Origin of the sequence: Mariprofundus sp. EBB-1, from assembly GCF_003665155.1 — a bacterium.
Classification (GTDB): Bacteria; Pseudomonadota; Zetaproteobacteria; order Mariprofundales; family Mariprofundaceae; genus Mariprofundus.
The window spans coordinates 56,509-77,837 of sequence record NZ_RCFQ01000008.1 but is presented as its reverse complement, the minus strand read 5'-3'; the positions used below and the strand labels follow the sequence as shown (position 1 = coordinate 77,837).

At 48.2% G+C, this 21,329-nt stretch carries 18 protein-coding genes; 6 read left to right on the top strand and 12 right to left on the bottom strand.

Translation table 11 applies throughout. The features are described 5' to 3' along the window. Window positions 1–98 precede the first annotated feature (98 nt). The 7 genes from D8Y20_RS05135 to glnE form a co-directional block, all read right to left on the bottom strand. The gene (locus D8Y20_RS05135; protein ID WP_236075261.1) at window positions 99–800 is read right to left on the bottom strand and encodes a lytic transglycosylase domain-containing protein; all 702 of its coding nucleotides are present in this window, start codon (window positions 798–800) and stop codon (window positions 99–101) included. Continuing rightward, a complete protein-coding gene (locus tag D8Y20_RS05130; protein ID WP_201265537.1) occupies window positions 788–2,503 on the bottom strand; it encodes a proline--tRNA ligase in 1,716 nt (571 codons plus the stop codon). Before D8Y20_RS05130 ends, D8Y20_RS05135 begins: the two co-directional genes overlap by 13 nt. A 74-nt stretch (window positions 2,504–2,577) precedes the next feature. Next, window positions 2,578–2,967, bottom strand: a complete 390-nt coding sequence (locus D8Y20_RS05125; RefSeq protein ID WP_121541963.1) for a Fur family transcriptional regulator — start codon at window positions 2,965–2,967, stop codon at window positions 2,578–2,580. Window positions 2,968–3,190: 223 nt separating this feature from the next. After that, on the bottom strand, window positions 3,191–3,379 hold the full coding sequence (gene csrA, locus D8Y20_RS05120; protein ID WP_121541962.1) for a carbon storage regulator CsrA: 189 nt from the start codon (window positions 3,377–3,379) through the stop codon (window positions 3,191–3,193). Window positions 3,380–3,574: 195 nt separating this feature from the next. Next, complete coding sequence (locus tag D8Y20_RS05115; protein ID WP_121541994.1) at window positions 3,575–5,584, bottom strand: ATP-dependent DNA helicase RecG; 2,010 nt, start codon at window positions 5,582–5,584, stop codon at window positions 3,575–3,577. 106 nt (window positions 5,585–5,690) lie between these two features. Beyond that, window positions 5,691–6,059 (bottom strand): EF-hand domain-containing protein, encoded by a 369-nt coding sequence (locus D8Y20_RS05110; protein ID WP_161957578.1) that lies wholly within the window; start codon window positions 6,057–6,059, stop codon window positions 5,691–5,693. 66 nt (window positions 6,060–6,125) lie between these two features. Beyond that, window positions 6,126–8,858, bottom strand: a complete 2,733-nt coding sequence (gene glnE, locus D8Y20_RS05105; protein WP_121541960.1) for a bifunctional [glutamate--ammonia ligase]-adenylyl-L-tyrosine phosphorylase/[glutamate--ammonia-ligase] adenylyltransferase — start codon at window positions 8,856–8,858, stop codon at window positions 6,126–6,128. 168 nt (window positions 8,859–9,026) lie between these two features. Between glnE and D8Y20_RS05100 the strand changes: the two genes are divergently transcribed. Both D8Y20_RS05100 and D8Y20_RS05095 read left to right on the top strand, forming a co-directional pair. Then, a complete protein-coding gene (locus D8Y20_RS05100) occupies window positions 9,027–9,251 on the top strand; it encodes a hypothetical protein (RefSeq protein ID WP_121541959.1) in 225 nt (74 codons plus the stop codon). Between the two features lie 152 nt (window positions 9,252–9,403). Then, window positions 9,404–10,132, top strand: coding sequence for an HPP family protein (locus D8Y20_RS05095; RefSeq protein ID WP_121541958.1), 729 nt, complete (start codon window positions 9,404–9,406; stop codon window positions 10,130–10,132). Window positions 10,133–10,234: 102 nt separating this feature from the next. On the opposite strand, the gene glnA is transcribed toward D8Y20_RS05095, so the two are convergent. The 5 genes from glnA to D8Y20_RS05070 all read right to left on the bottom strand — a co-directional run bounded on the left by glnA (window position 10,235) and on the right by D8Y20_RS05070 (window position 18,232). After that, window positions 10,235–11,650 (bottom strand): type I glutamate--ammonia ligase, encoded by a 1,416-nt coding sequence (glnA, locus tag D8Y20_RS05090; RefSeq protein WP_121541957.1) that lies wholly within the window; start codon window positions 11,648–11,650, stop codon window positions 10,235–10,237. Between the two features lie 349 nt (window positions 11,651–11,999). Further along, a complete protein-coding gene (gene gorA / locus D8Y20_RS05085; RefSeq protein ID WP_121541956.1) occupies window positions 12,000–13,349 on the bottom strand; it encodes a glutathione-disulfide reductase in 1,350 nt (449 codons plus the stop codon). 10 nt (window positions 13,350–13,359) lie between these two features. Continuing rightward, window positions 13,360–15,012, bottom strand: a complete 1,653-nt coding sequence (locus tag D8Y20_RS05080) for an acetolactate synthase large subunit (protein ID WP_121541955.1) — start codon at window positions 15,010–15,012, stop codon at window positions 13,360–13,362. A 259-nt stretch (window positions 15,013–15,271) separates the two neighbouring features. After that, window positions 15,272–16,726: an aldehyde dehydrogenase family protein gene (locus tag D8Y20_RS05075; RefSeq protein ID WP_121541954.1), complete on the bottom strand. Its 1,455-nt coding sequence runs from the start codon at window positions 16,724–16,726 to the stop codon at window positions 15,272–15,274. Between the two features lie 3 nt (window positions 16,727–16,729). Next, complete coding sequence (locus D8Y20_RS05070; RefSeq protein WP_201265536.1) at window positions 16,730–18,232, bottom strand: FMN-binding glutamate synthase family protein; 1,503 nt, start codon at window positions 18,230–18,232, stop codon at window positions 16,730–16,732. Between the two features lie 179 nt (window positions 18,233–18,411). Here D8Y20_RS05070 and D8Y20_RS05065 point away from each other — a divergent pair, with 179 nt between their 5' ends. The 4 genes from D8Y20_RS05065 to D8Y20_RS05050 all read left to right on the top strand — a co-directional run bounded on the left by D8Y20_RS05065 (window position 18,412) and on the right by D8Y20_RS05050 (window position 21,310). Then, on the top strand, window positions 18,412–18,882 hold the full coding sequence (locus tag D8Y20_RS05065) for an MgtC/SapB family protein (protein ID WP_121541952.1): 471 nt from the start codon (window positions 18,412–18,414) through the stop codon (window positions 18,880–18,882). Window positions 18,883–18,936: 54 nt separating this feature from the next. After that, entirely contained in the window at window positions 18,937–19,167 is a 231-nt protein-coding gene (nrtS, locus tag D8Y20_RS05060) for a nitrate/nitrite transporter NrtS (protein ID WP_201265535.1), read from the top strand. Between the two features lie 150 nt (window positions 19,168–19,317). After that, entirely contained in the window at window positions 19,318–19,809 is a 492-nt protein-coding gene (locus tag D8Y20_RS05055) for a SoxR reducing system RseC family protein (RefSeq protein WP_121541950.1), read from the top strand. Window positions 19,810–19,894: 85 nt separating this feature from the next. Continuing rightward, window positions 19,895–21,310 (top strand): DegQ family serine endoprotease, encoded by a 1,416-nt coding sequence (locus D8Y20_RS05050; RefSeq protein ID WP_121541949.1) that lies wholly within the window; start codon window positions 19,895–19,897, stop codon window positions 21,308–21,310. Window positions 21,311–21,329: the final 19 nt, after the last annotated feature.

Sequence of the window (21,329 nt, the reverse complement as noted above, 5' to 3'; positions counted from 1 at the left end):
GAACGTGCTGCTTTAGCCCGGGGAATGTTGCGTGTGACGCGGCTAAACCAGCACGCCAAAAACCTACTGAAAGCTATAGCATTCGGTAAAAGTCACGCTCACATCGCATCACTATGCGTGGCTTTAAAGCGCTTCATTTTGGCATATACCAAATTGGGATATTTCATGCGCCCCAACGAACCGTTATATGCACCCAAGGCCCGATCAAGCGTTTTAAATCGGTCGATATAGTGCCGGAGAATAGCACAACCATAACGTACATTCGTTTCAATCTTGAGCAAGTTATCTGAAGGGCTGCCCAACTCTTTTTTCCAGAACGGCATCACCTGCATCAAGCCAACCGCCCCAACATTACTGAGGGCAAAGTGATCGAAACGTGATTCCACCGCAATCACACCCAACACCAGTTCCGGAGATAACTTAAAACGCTGGCTGTTCACATACACCCAATGCGCAATTGTTTCCGCTTCCCCCTGATCTGGTACCCAGGGATGAATGGTTTGAACAATATCTTTGACCCATACCGTACGCTCAAAATCTGTTTCTTTTACTTCAGCAGCAGGCGCGAGCATCTTGCGCAGTTCCTCTTTCTCTTCCGGTTTAATATCAAGCAGGCCGATATTTTTCCCCACCATCTGCTTGACCTGACTTTCGGCTAAATGCTGCTTATCTTCCACTGTACTTTGCAACCAGACCGGAATCGTTAAAAAGAAACCGACCACAAACACGCCAGCCAAAATGGCTTTGGGTGCAATGCCACCCAAGCGACGCCTTAACTCGTCTGAGTTCAGTTTGTACATCCTGAAGGCTTAAGCCGATCAATCACAATATTGACTGCATCAGCCAAGGCAACTTCACTACGCTCACCTTTTCGCCATCCCATCTCAACCACACCCTCTTTCAATCCACGGTCACCAATAACAAGCTGCATAGGTAAACCAAGCAACTCGGCATCTTTAAATTTCACACCGGGACGCTCTTTGCGCTCATCCCACAGCACTTCAATGCCGGCATCCAGTAATTGATTATAAATCGCTTCTGATGCTTCTAACACCTCTTCAGATTTACCCATGCTAATCAGACCCAACTGGAACGGAGCCAGCTCTGCAGGCCAGACAATGCCAGCATCATCATTGCACTGCTCAACCACTGCTGCCATCAGGCGCGATATACCGATGCCATAACACCCCATCGTAGCAACCGCACGTTTACCTTCCTGATTCTGGAACATCACTTCCATGGACTCTGTGTATTGCGTACCCAGAGCAAACACCTGCCCCACTTCTATACCACGGGAGAGCTCAATAGCTGAGCCACATTTCTCACAACTGTCACCTGCACGTGTTTCACGCAGATCAACGAAACTGACCGATTTCAGATCACGAGAGACATCCAAGCCTGTAACATGCACATCTTTTTGATTCGCACCGGCCACCAAACCCGTCGCATCTATCAGGCTGTTATCCATCAACACCATCGCGTTCAGACCTTGTGGGCCGATAAAACCAGTGATACCACCGACAGTGGACACCTCTTCATCCGTTGCCATCTCAACAGCATCTGCAGCAAGCGCATGAATTAATTTAATCTCCTGCAACTGGTCATCACCCAACACACAGGCCGCCACAATCACACCATCATTTTCACCACCGGTAACACGATAAACCAGCGTTTTCAGTAGTTGTGATGTCGGTACGGACAACAACGCAGCCACATCTTCAGCCGACGTCGCATGTGGTGTATCCACCGTTTGTAAAGCTGAACACTCAAATGTTTGCAACGCACGTTGAGAGCTTGCCTTTTCAACATTGGCAGCATAATCACAACCGGAACAGTGGGCGATCAGATCTTCACCAGACTCGGCCAACACGTGAAACTCATGGGTTTTATTACCACCAATAGTGCCGCCATCGGCTTCAACCGGACGAAATTTCAAATTAAACCGTTCAAAAATGCGGCAATAGGTTGCAAACATATTATCATATTCAGCATTCAAACATGCATCATCGGCATGAAAGGAATACGCATCTTTCATGATAAATTCGCGCCCGCGCATCAAGCCAAAGCGCGGACGAATTTCATCACGGAATTTGGTTTGAATCTGATAGAGGTTCATCGGCAACTGTTTATAAGAGCGCAACTCACGGCTGACCAGATCGCAGATCACCTCTTCATGGGTCGGACCAAGGCAGGATTCATGACCATGGCGATCTTTAAAACGCAGTAATTCAGGCCCGTATTTCTCCATACGTCCCGACTTTTCCCACAATTCAGATGGTTGCACCATCGGCATCAGCAGTTCCTGTGCTCCGGCGCGGGTCAATTCTTCACGCACAACAGCTTCAATCTTACGCAGTACACGCAAGCCCATGGGCAGATAATCATATACACCGGAAGTAACACGGCGAATATAACCTGCACGCAGTAACAGTTTATGGGAGATCACCTCAGCATCAGCCGGATCATCACGCAAAGTAGGAATAAATAGTTTAGAATAACGCATGGCGGGAATCATAGCGGTGCTTTCGTGATGCAGCCACAGTAAAACATTATCGCAAGGCCAACTTCAACAAGAGTTCAGCTTTCTGAACCCTTAGCACATTGACGACACAAGCCGAACATCACCAATTGATGACCGGTCAGTGTAAAACCTTTTTCATGCGCCGCAGCCAGCTGTAGTTGCTCTATCGTTTGATGAGAAAACTCTTCGATATGGCCACATTCTGTGCATACCATATGATCATGATGTGCTTTATCGGCACGTTCATAACGCTTTTTATCCGCCAATTGAATGGAGTCGATCAACCCCTGCGATTCCAACGCGGCCAGACCTCTATACACCGTAGCAATGCCAATACTTTGGCCTGCATCAGACATGGCTCTTGCCAATTCATCCGCATCCCAATGTCGATGCGAGGCATTAATAATATCCAGAAGAGCTTGTCGCTGTGTTGTTAATTTAACCATGACATAACGATAATCGTTATCATCTATCTGTAAAGCCCGAAGTTCGATAGCTGCCGACTGATCGCATTGAATATAAAGTATTCCTTGGGCGGTTCATCATCGTTCAGACTAAAGTCAGGTCAATTTGGCCCTACTATACGAGCGTCGTCATTGATCTACTCTGCGGTAAACACTTACATGAATTCGACGAAGAAGATGCTGCCCTGAAATACCATTGTGAAACTCAGGCGATCCCGGAAGCAGTGGCTTCTCCACCCTCAGCAACGCCAGCACGCTCTTCTCTGTTAACGGAGACTTCACGTGGTGCATCAATGCCAATGCGTACTTGCCCACCCTTCACATTCAATACCTGAATCTGAATATTATCGCCGATTGCAATCGATTCACCTTTTTTACGTGTTAGAATTAACATGAATGTCCCTCTCTACACATTAGATAGACTACTATATCGGTAAATGCAAGATGAACATGACTTAGCAATATTAAGGCCAACTCCACATCAAGTCCGTGATAAAAGGTCTGATAGAATCATCACTATTCAAATATAGTGGTTAAATCCCTGTTTCCTGTTCCGCTAAATAGACAGTTACCAAACCACTACAGCTTATTAATCGGTGGATTCAGCACAAGGGCGCCAAAATTGCTGCATGGCATCGTTCAAGGTAAAATCAGGCAGCCGCTCAAAGCACTGGCGAACCAACGCAGCATCCTCGGCCATATTCAATATCCGGAAACCGGCGTCTCCATGCTGCCGCGTACCAATGGCATCACCACTACCACGTAGGGCAAGATCCGCTTCAGCCAACTCCAACCCATCATGGCTATGAACCATCTGTTTAAGACGTTCACTGGAGTTTGCTGAGACCTTTTCTCCGGCAACCAACATGCAATAGCCCTGCGCATCAGAACGACCCACTCGCCCTCTAAGCTGATGCAATTGTGCCAAACCATAACCCTCAGCCTGTTCAATAATAATCAAGCGTGCCTCGACAACGTTCACACCCACTTCCACCACAGTCGTTGACACCAGAATGCTACTTGCACCAGAGGAGAAGGCGTCCAGCGCCGCATTTTTTTCAGTTGCTTTCATGCGGCCATGCAGACCGGTCACATTAGCATCAGGGAAATAGTTGTGTAACAGTGCGACACGCTGATCTACAGAGACTCCATCCTCATCTTCATCAATACGCGGCACGATCCAGTAGATGCGCCCATCCGCATCCAGAATACGCCGCATGCCTTCAGCCAGCGGTTGCATTTTATTGGCGGCAATAACTCGTGTCTCAACAGGCTTTCTTCCCAGCGGCATGCCTCGCATAATGGTCAGATCCATATCTCCATAAAGCGACAGCGCCAGTGAGCGCGGAATGGGGGTAGCCGTCATACCAAGCAAATGCACTGCATGGTTACCTTGTTGTTTATCTGCCAGCCCCCAACGTTGACGTACACCGAATCGGTGCTGCTCATCCACCAGAGCCAAGGCCAAGCGATCAAACACCACATCATCGTTAAGCAATGCATGCGTACCCACAACCAACAGTATTTCTCCAGACGCTAAGCCGGCCAAAATGTCACGCCGCCGCTTTGCCTTGCAACTACCCGTCAATAAAACAATGCCAAAACCCAATGGCGCCAGCAGCGCTTGCAACGTTTCAGCATGTTGATTGGCCAGCACCTCTGTTGGAGCAAGCAGTGCCGCCTGATAACCGCATGCAGCCGCCTTGAGCATAGACAGCGCCGCAACCCAGGTTTTACCAGCTCCCACATCTCCCTGCAGCAGGCGATGCATACGCCGCCCACTATGCAGATCAGATTGAATATCATGCCATGCGGCTTGCTGAGCAGCGGTCAATGGGTATGGCAGAGCATCCAGCAACTGCTGACTTACATGTTCCTGATGCAAGGCATGGGCCGGACAATCCGCCTCTTTTTTCTTATGCCGCATCAGATGCAGGTAGATGATCACCTCTTCGGCTTTCAAACGCTTTAATGCCTTCTCCAACATCGACTGGTCAACGCTGTTGGGCATGTGAACAGAGATCAAAGCATTGCGCAGTGACGGAAGGCTCGATGCCAATGGAGCGTCCAATGGGCTAGAGGCCGTTACTGGCAGAAGCGATAACACATGCTGAATAAAACCACTCACACGTTTACCACCCAAACCGGCCACACTGCCATATTGTGCATGAAAGCCCGGTTGAAACTGCTCTGGCAAACACCAATCCGGGTGTGACATCTGCCAAAAACCTTTCCAGCGTTCAGCCACACCGCGTACGGATATCTCCCGCCCCTCACTGAGACGGGCATCACTCATCATGTAGCCGGAATGAAAGAAATGTAGTGAAATTTGACCGGAATCATCGGCTATATTCAAACTCACCTGGCGACTACGGCCATAACCACGCGCTTGCCTGCTTACAATGCGACCAACGATGCGGGCAGACTCACCTTCAACGAGTTGCGCAATCGGATGAATATGACGGTCATCAATATAATCCTTAGGCAGATGCAGGAGTAGATCTCCCATGCAACGGATATCACGAGCCATAAGCCGCTTTTGCAGACTAGGGCCAATACCGGGAACCGATGCAATCGATTGTGCAAACAGATCGTACATGGGCTGATAGTGAACGATGATCCGTGTGGGCTCAAGGTGAGAATCTTCAGCATAAAAAAAGGGCTGCAATGCAGCCCTGTTGTGAAAGTCAGAGTGAAACTCAGCCTTACTTGTTATGACCCCTGTGATGTTTCTTTGCAGCCATGAACTCTTCTTTACTTAATAAGCCATCTTTATTGCTATCGGCCTTATCAAAAAATTTGCCTGCGGAGTGTTTATAAGCTGTTTTTTTATCATCTTTGGTAATAAAACCATCTCCATTTGTATCCATACGATCAAATTTCTTTTGCGCATATGCGTTACGGGCTTCTTTAAACTCTCCAAATGAAACTTTGCCATCTTTATTGGCATCCATATTCTCAATATAATTGCACGTTTTTTTCGCTTGCGTCGGGCAGACCTTGCCTTCTTCTGCATAAGCCATCGCTGGCACGGACAGACACAATGCAACAACAGACAGTGATGTATGTTTCATAAACTCTCCTTTCATATGAATCGGTGGCTGAGTATTTCATCGGTGTGATGAATGTTTGATGAATATTCAGTTGCTCAACAGATCATTGAATAACAAACGCACCTTGACCATGCGCTGACGCAATGCATCCGGTGACGTGATTGCAGCATGGCGACGCATTGTCTCCCACTCCGTCGCAGATGCATCACCGGGCAATTTACCAATGGACGCCCACAGTTCCACACGCAAGATGTTTTCCATCTGACGATAATCCCGATAGGTATCGGCCAGAAATTGCGCCGATTGTAACCAGGCTTCTGGTGCGTCAGCCGATAGATTCTTCAGCATATCAATCACCCTTCGACTACCAGAGCCAAAAATAAGACGGGCATATTGTGCCAGAAACTCAATATCGACTAGGCCACCGGCATCCTGTTTAAGATTAATCACGGCATCTGATTTACTACCCAGATGATCCAGCATTTTGGCGCGCATCTCCACCACATCTGCAGCAAGTGTCTGTGCATTCCGTTTCTGACCCAATACTTCCAGAATCACCGCTTCCACTGCTGCTTTAGCATTTTCAGGCCCTGCAGCAGCCCGAGCTCGACATAAGGCCTGGTGTTCCCAGGTTTGCGCTTCATTCAATTGATAATCGTGAAAACCTGTCAAACTGGTAACCAACACCCCTGAACTACCGGATGGACGCAAGCGAGCATCAAACTCAAAACCTGCTCCAAACGGTGGTTTTCCCGACAGGTATTGAATCATACGTCGCCCAATGCGCTGGGCATGTTCACCCCGACTACGCTTGCCAACATGTGCTGCTGGTTCATCGTGCACCAATACAAACACCATATCGAGATCAGAAACCAGTCCCATCTCCTGCGAACCATGTTTGCCCATCGCCAAAGCCACAAACGGGAAATCTTTCGGCAAATCCATTTCAAACAGACAGAGACGCAATACTGCCGAGGTAGCTGCATCGGCCACATCAGCCAGCCATGCCCCTACCATCATCGCATCCGCCGTATGGGCATCAACGGCTAACGCACAAAGCAATCGCGCTTGATCCACTGACCGACCAATATCAGCCAATGTCTGTTCCACATCATCAAAAACATCCAGACCATCAAGTTTAGCACAGACCTGCTTGATATCCGTTTCATGATGCTCCGTCATCAGCGGCCACTCCAGCCACGATGGATCTTTGACAATATGATCGGCCAAATATTGACTGGCCGATAACACACCAATCAACCAATCCAATACCCCCTGATGCGTTGCCATCAAATCAATCCAGGTAGCACGACCGGAGATCGAACGTATCAATTTAGAGAATGATTCGAGTGCCGTGACCCCATTTTCATCATTAAGCCAGCGTGGCATGGCCTGCTCAAGAATACGCTCCACCTGCACGCGACTACGCTCAGGTAATGCCCCTCGTGACAGACATTCATCAACATACTGCAGCGCCTGCGACATGCGTTCGGCCCCTGCTTCATCAAGCGCATCAAAACCTTCTACTTTGCCGGACAACCAGCCCTGCACTTGCTGTTCATCCTCACCAACCGGCTTGATATATTTACGGAACGCTGTTTCAACAATCACTGCCTGAGCCCGCATCTCCACATCAATATTTTCAATACCAGTGGCTGCCGTCAGATATGCACTGTAATCATCCTGTAACTTATGTGTCTGCTCACCCCGACGTGACTGAATAGCGTGCTCCACCCTGCGCCAAAAGCGATATGCCTGTTTCAGAAGCAACACATCCTCTGCACCAATCGCTCCGGCCTGCTCTAACAGATCAATCGCCTGCATGCTTGGCTGCACTCTTAAGGCTTCATTTCTGCCCGCATGCAATAGCTGCAATGATTGAATAATAAATTCAATTTCACGAATCCCACCGCGCCCGCGTTTAACATCAAAACCCGCCGCAATGCCGCCACTACCAGCCTGCCCATCAATACGACGCTTCATATCAGCGAGTGCTGCCACCGTAGTGTAATCAAGGTATCGGCGATAAATAAACGGTACGATGCCATCCACAAAGACCTGACCAAGCAGTAGGTCTCCAGCTACCGGACGCGCTTTAATCAGCATGGCACGCTCCCATGTCTGGCCATATTCGAGATAAAAATTCACCGTCGCATCAATATGCAAGGCAATCGCAGCAGCATCACCACCGGGGCGCAGGCGCATATCCACAGGCCAGACCATGCCATCTACCGTTCGCTCACTCATCAAACGAATCAGCATGCGCGAGAGATGCATATAATATTCCTGCGCCGGCACCGATTGACGTCCACCAGTTGTTGATCCCTCGCCCTGCCAAACAAACAGAGGATCAACATCCGAACCCAGATTAAGTTCACGACCGCCGAGCTTGCCTAATCCGATCACACAGAATGATCCGCCTTCTATAGCCCCATAACGCGGCGCCACCAGTCGCTCAGCCATACGCAAGGCCTCATCCATCAAACCTGATGCAAGGTCCGCAATAGCACGACAGGATATATCCATATCACCCCGCAATCCCATCTCCCACCAGATCAAATGACGATGAGCACGATGTTTACACTTGCGCAGATGTGCCAGACAACCAACAAGGTCACTGCCTTCATACGTCGGCACCCAAACGTCACTACCATCCGGTAGCAGCGCATTGTCCTGATCCATAAACAGAGTTTGCAACTCCTGCTCTGAAACCGTGCGCATCAACATGGTAAATTGTTGAGAAATCTCAAACACCCGGCGCACATCCGCATGCAGCTCAGGTGAGGTTAGCTTAAGTATGGTATCAATCTGTTCGCTCATTGCATGAGTATAACTCGTCTGGAAAAAGTAAAAACCTTCGATTCACCATCAGAAAGTAAATATTTCAATGATTCGCGCCATAAAAGCTAAATATTACAGCATGCGTACCGATAGATATAAAACAGGCAGCGCACATGACATGCTACAACTCGAAGGAGGTCGCTATTGATGCAACAGAGCACTATTAAACTAACCGGAAGATCTCCTTTTGGTAGGGATTTCATTCGCAAAATGGGTAACCACTGGATCGTGAATAGTATCACCGCCCACGTACTCTTTTCCCAACATCCGGGCCCATGGATGTTGCTTGAACATGATCACTTTCAGCGCTGGGTGAATCTAAGCGCTGATCAACATTTTCTCGTGCGATGGGATGGATGGAAAAACGAGTGAACAACTAATACCGGCCTCAGTTATTCCCCTAAGGAAGCGCTGATTTATTCGGCACTCCCATTTTGCAAGCAAAGGAAAAACGCTTTAAAAACAGATCTGATAATTGATACTTATGCTCTCTTCATTCATGCTCTCTATTCACAGGAGTAGTCATGAACAAGAGATCATTGAGTAGCCTTATTGGCATTGAGCTCAATCCATCCAGTCATGTAGAAAAAATAGTTTCAGGTCTCGGGGCTTGTCTGGCGATTTATGCTGTCTATAGCATTAGCCATCAAATGCTGGCTGAGGATGCAATGCTGATTGTCGCCTCAATGGGCGCGGCAAGCGTATTGCTGTTCGCCGTACCACATGGTCCATTGTCGCAACCCTGGCCTCTGTTCGGCGGAAACATTATTGCTGCCATTATTGGGGTGACCTGCGCACAATGGATTCCAGATGTATATATTGCAGCAGCCGCTGCCGTAGGTCTCTCCATCACAGCCATGTATTATCTGAAATGCATCCATCCCCCTGCCGGTGCCACCGCCCTGTCTGCAGTCATCAGTGGGTCGGCAGTCAACGCATTGGGATTTAGTTATATTGTGACTCCCGTTTTATTCAATGTAGTCGTGATCTTCTGCATTGCAGTGATCTTTAATTACCCGTTCAAATGGCGTCGTTATCCGGCCAGTCTGATCAAACAGACAACTGAATCTACTCCTCCTCTTACTGTCGACTCTAAACAACTTTCACATGAAAGCATTGCATACGCGCTTAGAGAGATTGATTCATTCATCGATATCAGCGAAGAAGATTTGAACCGCATTTACCAACTCGCCAGCGAATTCGACAACGGGCAAAAACACTCAGTTCAGAAAACACATTCAGTTCAAAAGTAACAGCCCTCTCCATTGCTATCCTCGAACAATGGCATTTAAAATTAGCGCAAAAAAAAGCCACCCTTGCGGGTGGCTTTTTTATTCATTCGAATGGATGCTATATTAGCAGGAGTAGTACAGCTCCATTTCCATTGGATGTGGACGCATACGTACTTCGTTTACATCTTCCATCTTCAAAGCGATGTAAGCGTCAATCATATCGTCATCCATCACGCCACCGGTTTTCAGGAAGTCGCGATCGTTGCTCAAGTATTCCAGAGCCTGTTCAAGACTTTCACAAACAGTAGGAATCAATTTACCTTCTTCCGGAGGCAGGTCATACAGATTCTTATCTGCCGCTTCACCCGGATCAATTTTGTTCGCTACGCCGTCAAGGCCAGCCATCATCATCGCAGTGAATGCCAAATATGGGTTAGCACTGCAATCAGGGAAGCGAACTTCAATACGACGAGCCGGATCAGAGTTCACAACCGGAATACGGATAGAAGCAGAACGGTTACGATTTGAATAAGCCAGCATCACCGGAGCTTCAAAACCTGGAACCAAACGCTTGTACGAGTTGGTTGATGCATTAGTGAATGCATTCAATGCACGAGCATGTTTGATAATACCACCAATGTACCACAGCGCTTCCTGAGACAGGTTGGCATATTTATCACCGGCAAACAGATTTTTGCCATCTTTCCATAAGGACTGATGCACATGCATCGCAGTACCATTATCGTTATAGATAGGCTTAGGCATGAAGGTTGCAGTTTTACCGTGAGCATCAGCTACGTTATGCACAACATATTTATACCACTGTGCTTTATCTGCCTGTTCAATAAGTTCACCGAACTTCATCGCCAATTCGCACTGACCCGCAGTTGCTACTTCATGGTGATGACATTCCATATCCATGCCCAGGTCAGTCATGACCAATGACATGTCATTACGAATTTCGTGTAGTGAATCAACCGGAGGAACCGGGAAATAACCGCCTTTAATGCGTGGACGGTGACCTGTATTCTGACCACCATATTTCTCATTTGAATTCCATGCAGCTTCTTCAGAGCCGATTTCATAACCGGAAGAGCCCATTTCATTTTTATAGCGCATGCTATCAAAGATGAAGAACTCCAGCTCAGGCCCAAAATATGCTGTATCAGCAATACCAGCTGAACGAATATAGCTTAATGCGCGCTGCGCAACCTGACGCGGGCAACGATTATAATCCTGACCAGTAATTGGATCGATCACCTGAGCAACCAACACCAATGTGGAAGCTTCAAAGAATGGATCGATATTCGCACTCGCAGGATCTGGAATCAACGCCATATCGGAATTATTGATGTCACACCAGCCAGCTACAGAAGAACCATCGAAGGCGAAACCGTCTTCAAAGTTATCTTCACACAGCGTATGGGCTGGGAACGTTACGTGCTGCCATTTGCCTTTGGTGTCCGTAAAACGAACATCAACAAATTCGCACTCATTTTCTTTAAGTAGGTCAAAAACCTTTTGAATTGCGTCACTCACAACTGTTCTCCTCTCTATATATACAGAAAATCCCACCCGGCAAAAAATAGGAAGCGGGACTTTGTCATAAACGATCAAAAAAGGCAATACAGTGATGCCCTTGAAATGGCATTAAATCAATGCAGGCCTATCTACCGGATGACGCATGCAATCGTTGATTCTTTGATCCAGACTCACCACGTCACTTACCACCTTAAAAATACTGAAACTGACCAAACTTAGCAAAAGTAAGCAATGCCTTATCGGCATGACAAAAGCGGCATGCAAGACCAGATGAGTCCAAAATATTTCACTCGCGACTGCCTGTTTGAAACTGTTAAATTGTGTTGCTGATTTGTTCAGTCTTTCCCTAACGCAACGTCACCAATTCTTCCGAGCTGGTGGGGTGGATGGCCACGGTACGATCAAAATCCTGCTTCGTTGCACCCATCCTGATGGCGACTGCAAACCCCTGTAACATTTCATCCACATGCATGCCTATCATATGAAGGCCGATCACTTTTTCTTCGCGGCCCAGACATATCAGCTTCATTGTGGTTTTTGGTTTCTCCGTTGCAAAGGCGTAGTACATCGGTGTAAACCGTGTCTGATAGACTTTCACAGCATCACCATGGATCTCTCTGGCTTCATCTTCAGTCATACCAATGGTGGCAATGGGCGGATGACTAAACACTACGGTTGGAATATCGCTGTAATCCAGCTTGCTATCGGACTGCTTATCAAACAGACGCGCAGCCAGCTTTCGCCCTGCAGCAACAGCCACAGGGGTTAATTGAGCCTTCCCTGTAATATCCCCGATGGCATAAATACCTGAAACATTGGTGTTCTGAAACGCATCCACAGGAACGGTTCCATTTGGTTTTACTTCCACACCTGCCGCCTCAAGCTTCAGTTTCTCCGTGGCAGAGCTTCGTCCTATCGCCCAAAGCAGAGCGTCAACATGCAAAATTGTTTCATGATTGCTGCAGACAAGCTCCAGACAGCCATCATTCAGTTTTCGCACCGAGGATATCTGCGTATTGGGGATAATATTGATTCCCTGCTCCAGCATATGTGCTGTCAAAGATTCACGCATGCTTGCATCAAACGGGCGGAGCAGGTGCTCTTTCCTCAGTAGCATTGTCACTTCAGAGCCCAACGCATTGAACATACAGGCAATCTCAACAGCAATATAACCGCTGCCGACAATGGCAACTCTCTCCGGTCTTGTTTCAAGTTCAAAAAAACCGTCCGAGCTGATACCCAGTTCCGCGCCCGGAATATCCGGAATGGTTGGGTAACCACCTGTTGAAACAGTAATATGATCAGCACGATATTCTTTGCCATCCACTTCGACGCACTTCGCATCAACAAAACGGGCGAAACCGTGGATGACGTCAACAGCACTGTTGTCGAGCAGACGGGCATAGACACTATTCAGATTTTTCACATAGGCATCACGGGCCTGTTTGAGTCTGCCCCAGTCAAAACGCCATGCGTCGATCGTAAGACCGTAACCTTCGGCGTGTTCAAGGTTGTGAATAATGTCTGAAGCCGTCCACATGATTTTTTTGGGAACACAGCCAACATTAACGCATGTACCGCCAAGACGACTTGACTCAATGAGGAGCACACGGGCACCATATTCCGATGCTCTTCGTGCAGTAGCAACACCACCGCTGCCACCACCGATGACAATGTAATTGTATTCTGAATGCATACCTTCTCCATCAAATAGAACAGACAATATTCCCCATCCGTTCAGTCAATTTCATGTTTTCACGGTAATCGATGGGGACAACGATCAGGCTAGGCCCTTGCTCTGAAAATGCTACTTTAAGGGTCTCTTGCAACGCCACGCTTTCTTCTACTCTGTGCCCATGCCAGCCGAAAGATTTTGCCAGCAGTAACCAATGAGGATTGCCGAAACTTAAATCAGTGTGGTGACCGAATTGACTCTGTTGCTTCCACGCGATCAACCCGTAGGCATTGTCTTCCCAGACCATGACCACGATGTTGCTGTTCAGGCGTTTGGCTGTTTCCATCTCTTGCACATTCATGAGAAAGCCTGCATCACCACAAATAGCCAACACTTGTTTATCCGGATGAACCAGTGATGCAGCAATGGCTCCCGGTAGCGCAAAGCCCATGGAACAAAAGCCATTGGGGATAAGGCAGGTATTGGGTTCATGACATTGATAATGGCGGGCGATCCACATCTTATGCGCACCAACATCGGAGAGTAAAATATCTTCTTTCCCCATCACCTTGCGCACATCTGCCAGCACCTTTTGCGGTCGGATAGTGTGTTCGGTTTCATCTGCGGCGTACTGCTTGAACTCTTGCTGCATCTGCTGCCGCGTTGCAGCCTGCTGGGAAAGATCACGCATGACCGGCCCAAGTGTTTCAATATTCGCATTGATGGTGGAAAGTGTATGGGTGAGATCTCCAACCAGCTCCAATTCAGGATGGTAAAATTCGTCTATCTCGGCAGGCTGAAAATCGACATGGATAATGTGTTTATCGCGCCCCGAATTCCATAGGCGAGGATGATATTCCACCATATCATAGCCGATTGTAATGACCAGGTCAGCAGCATCCAGTGCACAGGCAACAACATCCTTAGCTTGCAATCCAATCGTGTAGAGGCAGTAGTCAGCATCGGCATCCACACAACCCTTGGCCATAAACGTGTTAATAACGCCAACCCCGGTGACTTCACAGAAACGGCGCAGCTCCCGACTGGCATCATGGCGTGCGCAACCGTTACCAACCAACACGATTGGTCGTTTGGCATGCCTGAGCATGCTGAATGCTTTTTCTACTTCTCCCGGTTCTGCTACCGGGCGATGAAAGCGACGAGGCTGCATGGGTTGTGCATCCGTCTCCTGTTTAGCGATATCTTCCGGCAGTTCAATATGGCATGCGCCGGGCTTCTCACTGCGTGCCAGACGAACGGCTTTGCGCACGATCTCGGGTACTGATGAGGGATGCAGAATCGTTGTTGCCCACTTGGTCACAGGTTTGAACATGGCCACCACATCCATAATCTGGTGAGACTCTTTATGAAGTCTGGTTGATGCGCCCTGACCGGTTAATACCAGCATGGGGGCGCGATCCATATTGCCATTGGCGACACCGGTAATCAGATTGGTTGCACCAGGGCCTAAGGTACCCAGACACGCCGCCGGATTACCGGTCAATCGGCCATAAGCTTCAGCCATAAATGCGGCCCCTTGCTCATGTCTGGTTAGAATGAAACGAATCGAATCGGATTGCTCCAGCGCAATCATAAAGTCGGCATTCTCTTCCCCTGGTACACCGAAAATGTATTCAACCCCCTCTGTTTCCAGGCAACGGACAAGCAACTCTGATGTTTTCATTACTGACTCCTTTAATAAATAATGCAAAGTATTTCACCGGCCACTCATGCGCATCCATGCGCTCGTGGCATTCGGGCATCCTGCCCATCACAGGGACGCAAAGTTCCGCAGAGTAAAGTCAAAATATTAGTATGTAGAATCTCTACCGCTGATCTCTGTCTGAATCTATAACCCCTCGTTAATTGCTACATTTCAAAGGCTTTTCATTGTTTAGTTTTTCCTTTGCGTAACACTGTTGCTCTGCGGTAAATGGTTTTGATCACTCTATGGACTCGGAATGGATGATGGTCATCTTTTCGATCTGCATATCGTGCATGGTGTGTGGAATGCCTCCGACACCGAGCCCGGAATGTTTTAGACCTGCAAATGGCATCCAGTCCACTCTAAAGGCAGTGTGGTCATTCACCATCACCGCTGATGCATCAAGGCGATTAGAAATGTAGAGAGCCGTATCAATATCACGGCTGTAAACCGATGCCTGAAAAGCGACATCCAATGCATTAGCATCATCAATGGCTGAGTCGAGCTCAACAAATGGATAGACAGCGACAACTGGCCCGAACACTTCTCGTGTAGAGATAGTCGCATCGTAAGGAGGGTTATATAACACGGTAGGGGCATAACAGTGATGATCAAGCCGATCTCCACCACACAGAAGCTTAGCCCCTCCTGCGATCGCTTCTTTAACCCATAAGTCAATCCGATCCAGCTCTTTCGCTCTAATCAGAGGCCCCACCTCCGTTTGTTCGGATAACGGATCCCCGACAGCCATTTTCTTTGCCAGATTCGCCATCTTATCAGCCAGTTCGCGTGCAATCGATGCATGGGCGAAAATGCGTTGCACCGACACACATACCTGTCCGGCGTGATAGAAAGCCCCTTTCATCAGGCCGGGTAGATGTTGATTTATATCCGCATCAGCCGCAATAATGACGGGGGCAACACCGCCATGTTCCAGCGCACAGCGGGTACCGGCAGCGAGTTTTGACCGCAGATACCAACCAACGTTAGCACTACCTATAAAACTGAAGAATGCCACGCGGGAATCGGTAACGAGCGCTTCTGCCAATGATGTTGATGTAGGCATGATGAATTGACACCAATCTTCTGGAAGGCCCGCCTGATGAAACAGACGCACCAGACGATAACATGATAGCGGCGTGTCTTCTGCCGGTTTGATAATGACAGGACAGCCGGAGGCAATGGCGGGGCCAATTTGATGCGCAATCAAATTCAATGGATGATTGAATGCGCTAACAGCCACCACCACACCAATCGGTTCTTTTTGCATCAGTGCCATACGATGACGGGATGCAGTATTCAAACCCAAAACCGGAGCGTGGCTGCTATCGGTGCGCAAGCTATCGGTACAGATTCGAATACTGTCAATGCAACGCACCATCTCAATACGAGAGTCTATCAGCGGCTTACCGCCCTCTTCGGCCGCTCCGCGCGCCAGTTCTTCAGCCCGCTCTTTCATCAGTTCGATTGCCCGTTCGAGTATGGCAATGCGTTCAGCCACAGGAATCCAGCCCTTTCTGTTGGCAAAGAGCGTGTGTGCCTTGTTCAGAGCAGCCTCAACAACGGCCTTATCTGCCGTCGCCACTGTTGCAAGCAATCTGTCATCATACGGCGATCGTACTTCGATTGATGTTTCATTTTCGGCTGAAGCGCCGGAAATCATTAATGGGTAATGTTCAACATGATCGTTCATCATTTACTCCTTGGCTTTGCCGTGCGGAAATCCTTTTTCTGTTTCCGGGTGCAGTTGATGCAGGCCGGTGCTGCTGCTATCGGATGTGACCACGCGTGCGTGTCTGCGTTGTAATTGGCGTGGATGTTTCACCCCGCATGAATGCGCAATCACGCCAACATCATGCAACATATTTTCGACATAATGCGCCACACGCACTGATTTGTCCTGCGGGTCTAATCCGCGCTGTAATCTCTTTTGATGGGTGGTAATACCGGTCGGGCAGGTGTTTTTATGGCACTGCATGGCCTGAATACAGCCCAAGGCAAACATGAAACCGCGCGCAGAAACAATGAAATCCGCCCCCATACATAGCGCCCATGCCACACCCGACGGTGTAATCAGTTTACCCGAACAAATCACCCGCACACGATCACGCAGCCCATAGCCAACCAGATGATCAATCAGCATCGGCAGACTCTCTTTCAACGTCATACCCATAAAATCCATCAACGGTTGCGGCGCCGCTCCTGAGCCACCGTCGGCGCTATCGAGTGTCATAAAATCCGGCGCAGATTGGTCGCCGCGCCGCTTGATTTCATCAAACAAATGATCCAGCGCTCCGCAACCACCCAACACCAGTTTGAAACCGACAGGTTTACCGGTGACCTCACGAATGTGAGCGATCATATCCAGCAATTCGCCCGGGCTATCGATATCGACATGCCGATTCGGACTGATCGAATCCTCACCGGCCGTAATACCACGAATGGCGGCAATCTCTGCGGTAACCTTGACCGCAGGTAAGATGCCCCCTTTACCGGGTTTAGCACCCTGGCTGAGTTTGATTTCAAACATTCTGACCTGTTCAATCGCGGCCAATTCAGACAAGCGTTCATCAGAAAGATTACCATCGCTATCCCGCACACCATATTTGGCAGTACCAATCTGCATGACAATGTCACAGCCACCTTCCAGATGATAAGGCGATAGCCCTCCCTCTCCGGTATTCATCCAGCAACCGGCTTTGGCCGCACCACTGGAAAGCGCCTGCACAGCCACTTTGGAGATGGCGCCATAACTCATACCGGAGATATTGAACAGGCTGCCGGCTTCAAACGGGGTACGACAATCGACGCCAATTACCATCGCCCGGGTTGGCACAGCATCGACATCTAGGGTGGGATAAGGGCAGTTGACGAAAGAGATACTACCGGTCGGTGTCAAATCACGCGTTGAACCGAAAGGGATGGTGCTATCCTCATTTTTTGAGGCCCGATAAACCCATTCACGAAAGGCTCTGTTAAATGGCATCTCTTCTCTATCCATCGCAAAAAAGTACTGGCGAAAAAAGGTGCCAAGGTGTTCAAACAGAGATCGAAAGCGGCCAATCAGCGGATAGTTGCGTCTGATTGCATTTTTTGTCTGGGTGACATCAATGATAAACAGAATGACCCCTGCCAGTAATGCGCCGGCCAGAAGAATAATCAAGGCTTCTGATAACCAGTTATAACTTATTTCGATCATATGCCGGGTCATGAAACACCTCTGTGCAGGTCTCTTTTCCTTATGACTATAATTTCAAGAAACGCTGTTGTATTACATGAGTCGTCGGCAATACGGCTGAAGCATTACACTCTCTCCACCCCACATCATAGACGAACATCCGTTTGTAATATTTCATCAAATATAACGACCTCAGCGATATGGAAAAAGAGATATTGAATAGTGAATTATGGACTGCGATTGCAGTCGCTATTGCTTGTGGCTCAGTGATCGGTTTTGAACGGCAGTTCAGAGGCAAGGCTGCAGGTGTTCGAACAGGCATACTTATCACGATAGGGACAATGATATTCGTTTTTATGGGCAGCCATATGGATGGCTCAAGCGTGGATGCCAGCCGGGTATTAGGTCAGGTTGTCACAGGCATTGGCTTTCTCGGTGCTGGTGTGATGTTCAACCAGAACGGAGTGGTCAATGGTGTCACAACAGCCTCCGTAATCTGGGTATTGGCAGCAGTAGGTTCCATGGCTGGCTTGGGTTATATCTATTCGCCACTGCTCTTATCACTACTTACTGTACTCATTTTAAGTGCATGCTCTTCGCTGGAACATAATTTTGCATGGCTAAGACGCGGAGAATACAGCGACAACAAAGATACGCCCTCATCAAAATAATCACCGCCCGATTGTAAGCTCAACATATTCCTGAATAATGATTTAAAAGGACACATGATGAAACAGCGATTCAATATTGCATGCCAACCAAAAGTCATACGAACAGCCGCAAGGTTTGCCCTGATTGTCGGACCTATATTGGTTCTCATCAACCACGGTGACGCGATTATCGACGGCTCCATGCATGCAGAAACGTGGTTAAAATCCGGACTGACAATGATTGTTCCCTATATTGTATCAACGCTTTCCAGCATTAGCGCATACAAAAACTGCAACAAGGTATAAATGCAAAGCAGGTGAGCTGTGCAACCTGTCCATATCGGACTTTTGGCTAAAACAGGTTGAAATAGAAACTAGCGACGCCATCGAATTCCAGTGTAAGATACGCACGTCCTGAAAATAAGGCATGATGAATAGGTCTAAAGAGGAGTATGGATGCAGCAGCAGGTTACCGTTATCGCCATTGAAAAACGTGATGCCATTGTGCGTGGCAATCGCGCTAGTGCTTGCGGTGATTGCGCTGGCAAAACTTCCTGCAGCACTATCGGATCATGGAAAGAGCGTTTCATCGAACTGCGTGTACACAACAGTGTCGGTGCAGGCATTGGTGATCGCGTTTTGTTGGAAGTCCCTGATAGCGCAGTCATGAAAATTGCTTTTAGACTGTATGCTCTTCCCATGCTCGCATTTATCCTTGCCGGACTTGGCATGCAAAGCATGGCAACCTGGTTGGCCTGGCCAGAAGTTGAGGCTATTGCAGCACTATCCGGTTTTGCTGCGGTCATTGCGTATTATCTCTGGTATAAATTCTATCTATCCAGCCATCAAAATAATCTGGATGTGCAGATGGTACGGGTAATTCATTGCTCAACCCCCGATAACATTACGCTAGACATACCGCTTCGGCAGGTATCCCCCTCTGATTAAAACTGATCAACAATAAATTATTTATTCATCTTTTATTCATCTGCAAACCGTACAAATCGCCCTGAATATTCATAAGGAGTTAAGATTGAGCCATATCAAACGTCTATTTCCAGTTGTATTTTTAATCACCCTATGGGGATCACAAGCTGCAGCCATGCCTGAAAGCTTTGCTGATCTGGCCGCAGCGCAAGCTGATTCCGTTGTAAACATCAGCACCACCCAACACGCAAAAAAACGCGTTCAACAAGGCATGCCTCCGGGACTTGGTTCTCCACATAGCGGCACACCATTCGATGAATTTTTTAATGATTTCTTCCGTAATATGCCACAGCAACAGCAGGAAAAACACGCGCTGGGTACCGGTTTCATCATCTCTGATGACGGTTATATTGTCACCAACAACCATGTTGTCGATGGAGCCGATGAAGTCGTTGTAAAAATGCGCGATGGCACTGAACACGAAGCGAAAGTCATTGGTGCCGATCCAAAATTGGATGTGGCTTTACTCAAACTTAACACAAAGGGACTCAAAGCCGTAAAACTTGGAGACTCCAAAAAACTACGGGTCGGAGACTGGGTTGTAGCTATCGGAAACCCATTCGGTCTTGAACAGACAGTAACTGCGGGCATTGTATCCGCTAAAGGTCGTGTGATTGGTTCCGGCCCTTATGATGACTTTATTCAAACCGATGCAGCGATCAACCCGGGCAACTCCGGTGGGCCACTGTTCAATAGTCGCGGTGAAGTTGTCGGCATCAATACTGCAATTTTCTCACGTAGTGGCGGCAATAACGGCATTGGTTTCGCTATTCCAATCAATTTAGCGCGTTCTGTATTGGATGAGTTGCGTGAAACAGGCCATGTAACACGTGCACGTTTAGGCGTTCACATCACCGATGTGGATAAAGAGACCATGCAGGCCCTGAAGCTGAAAAATCGTAAAGGCGCATTGGTTCCACAGGTTGAATCAGGCTCTGCTGCGGACAAAGCGGGTATTCACCCCGGTGATGTCATCGTATCCATTGACGGCGTTCTCATTGATAAAGCCCATGACTTACCTATTCGTGTAGCACGGCACACGCCTGGTGATAAAGTTAAAATTGGTTTAATTCGTGATGGCAAACTCAAGACTATCACCGTCACCGTAGAAGCCATGACTGACCCTGATTTGGCTAAAAGCGAGACTTACAAAGACACCAACAAAGTGCGCTTGGGCATGCTGGTTGAAAACCTGACACCAGAACTCGCAACACGCTTGCAAACACGCGTAAAAAAAGGTGCTGTCGTTAAAAAACTGCAGCGGGGCATGCCTGCTGCTAGAGCCGGCATTCAAAGTGGTGATGTTATTTACCGGGTGAATGGTAAAAATGTCAATGATGTCAAAAGCTTCTCCAAACTGGCTGGTAAGTTTAACCCTGGTGAAGTATTGCGTGTGATGCTGGATCGCCGTGGAGATCAGGTGTTTGCCTTAATTAAACTGCCGAAAGCTGCAGACAAATAGTCAAAACGACAGCTTCTGA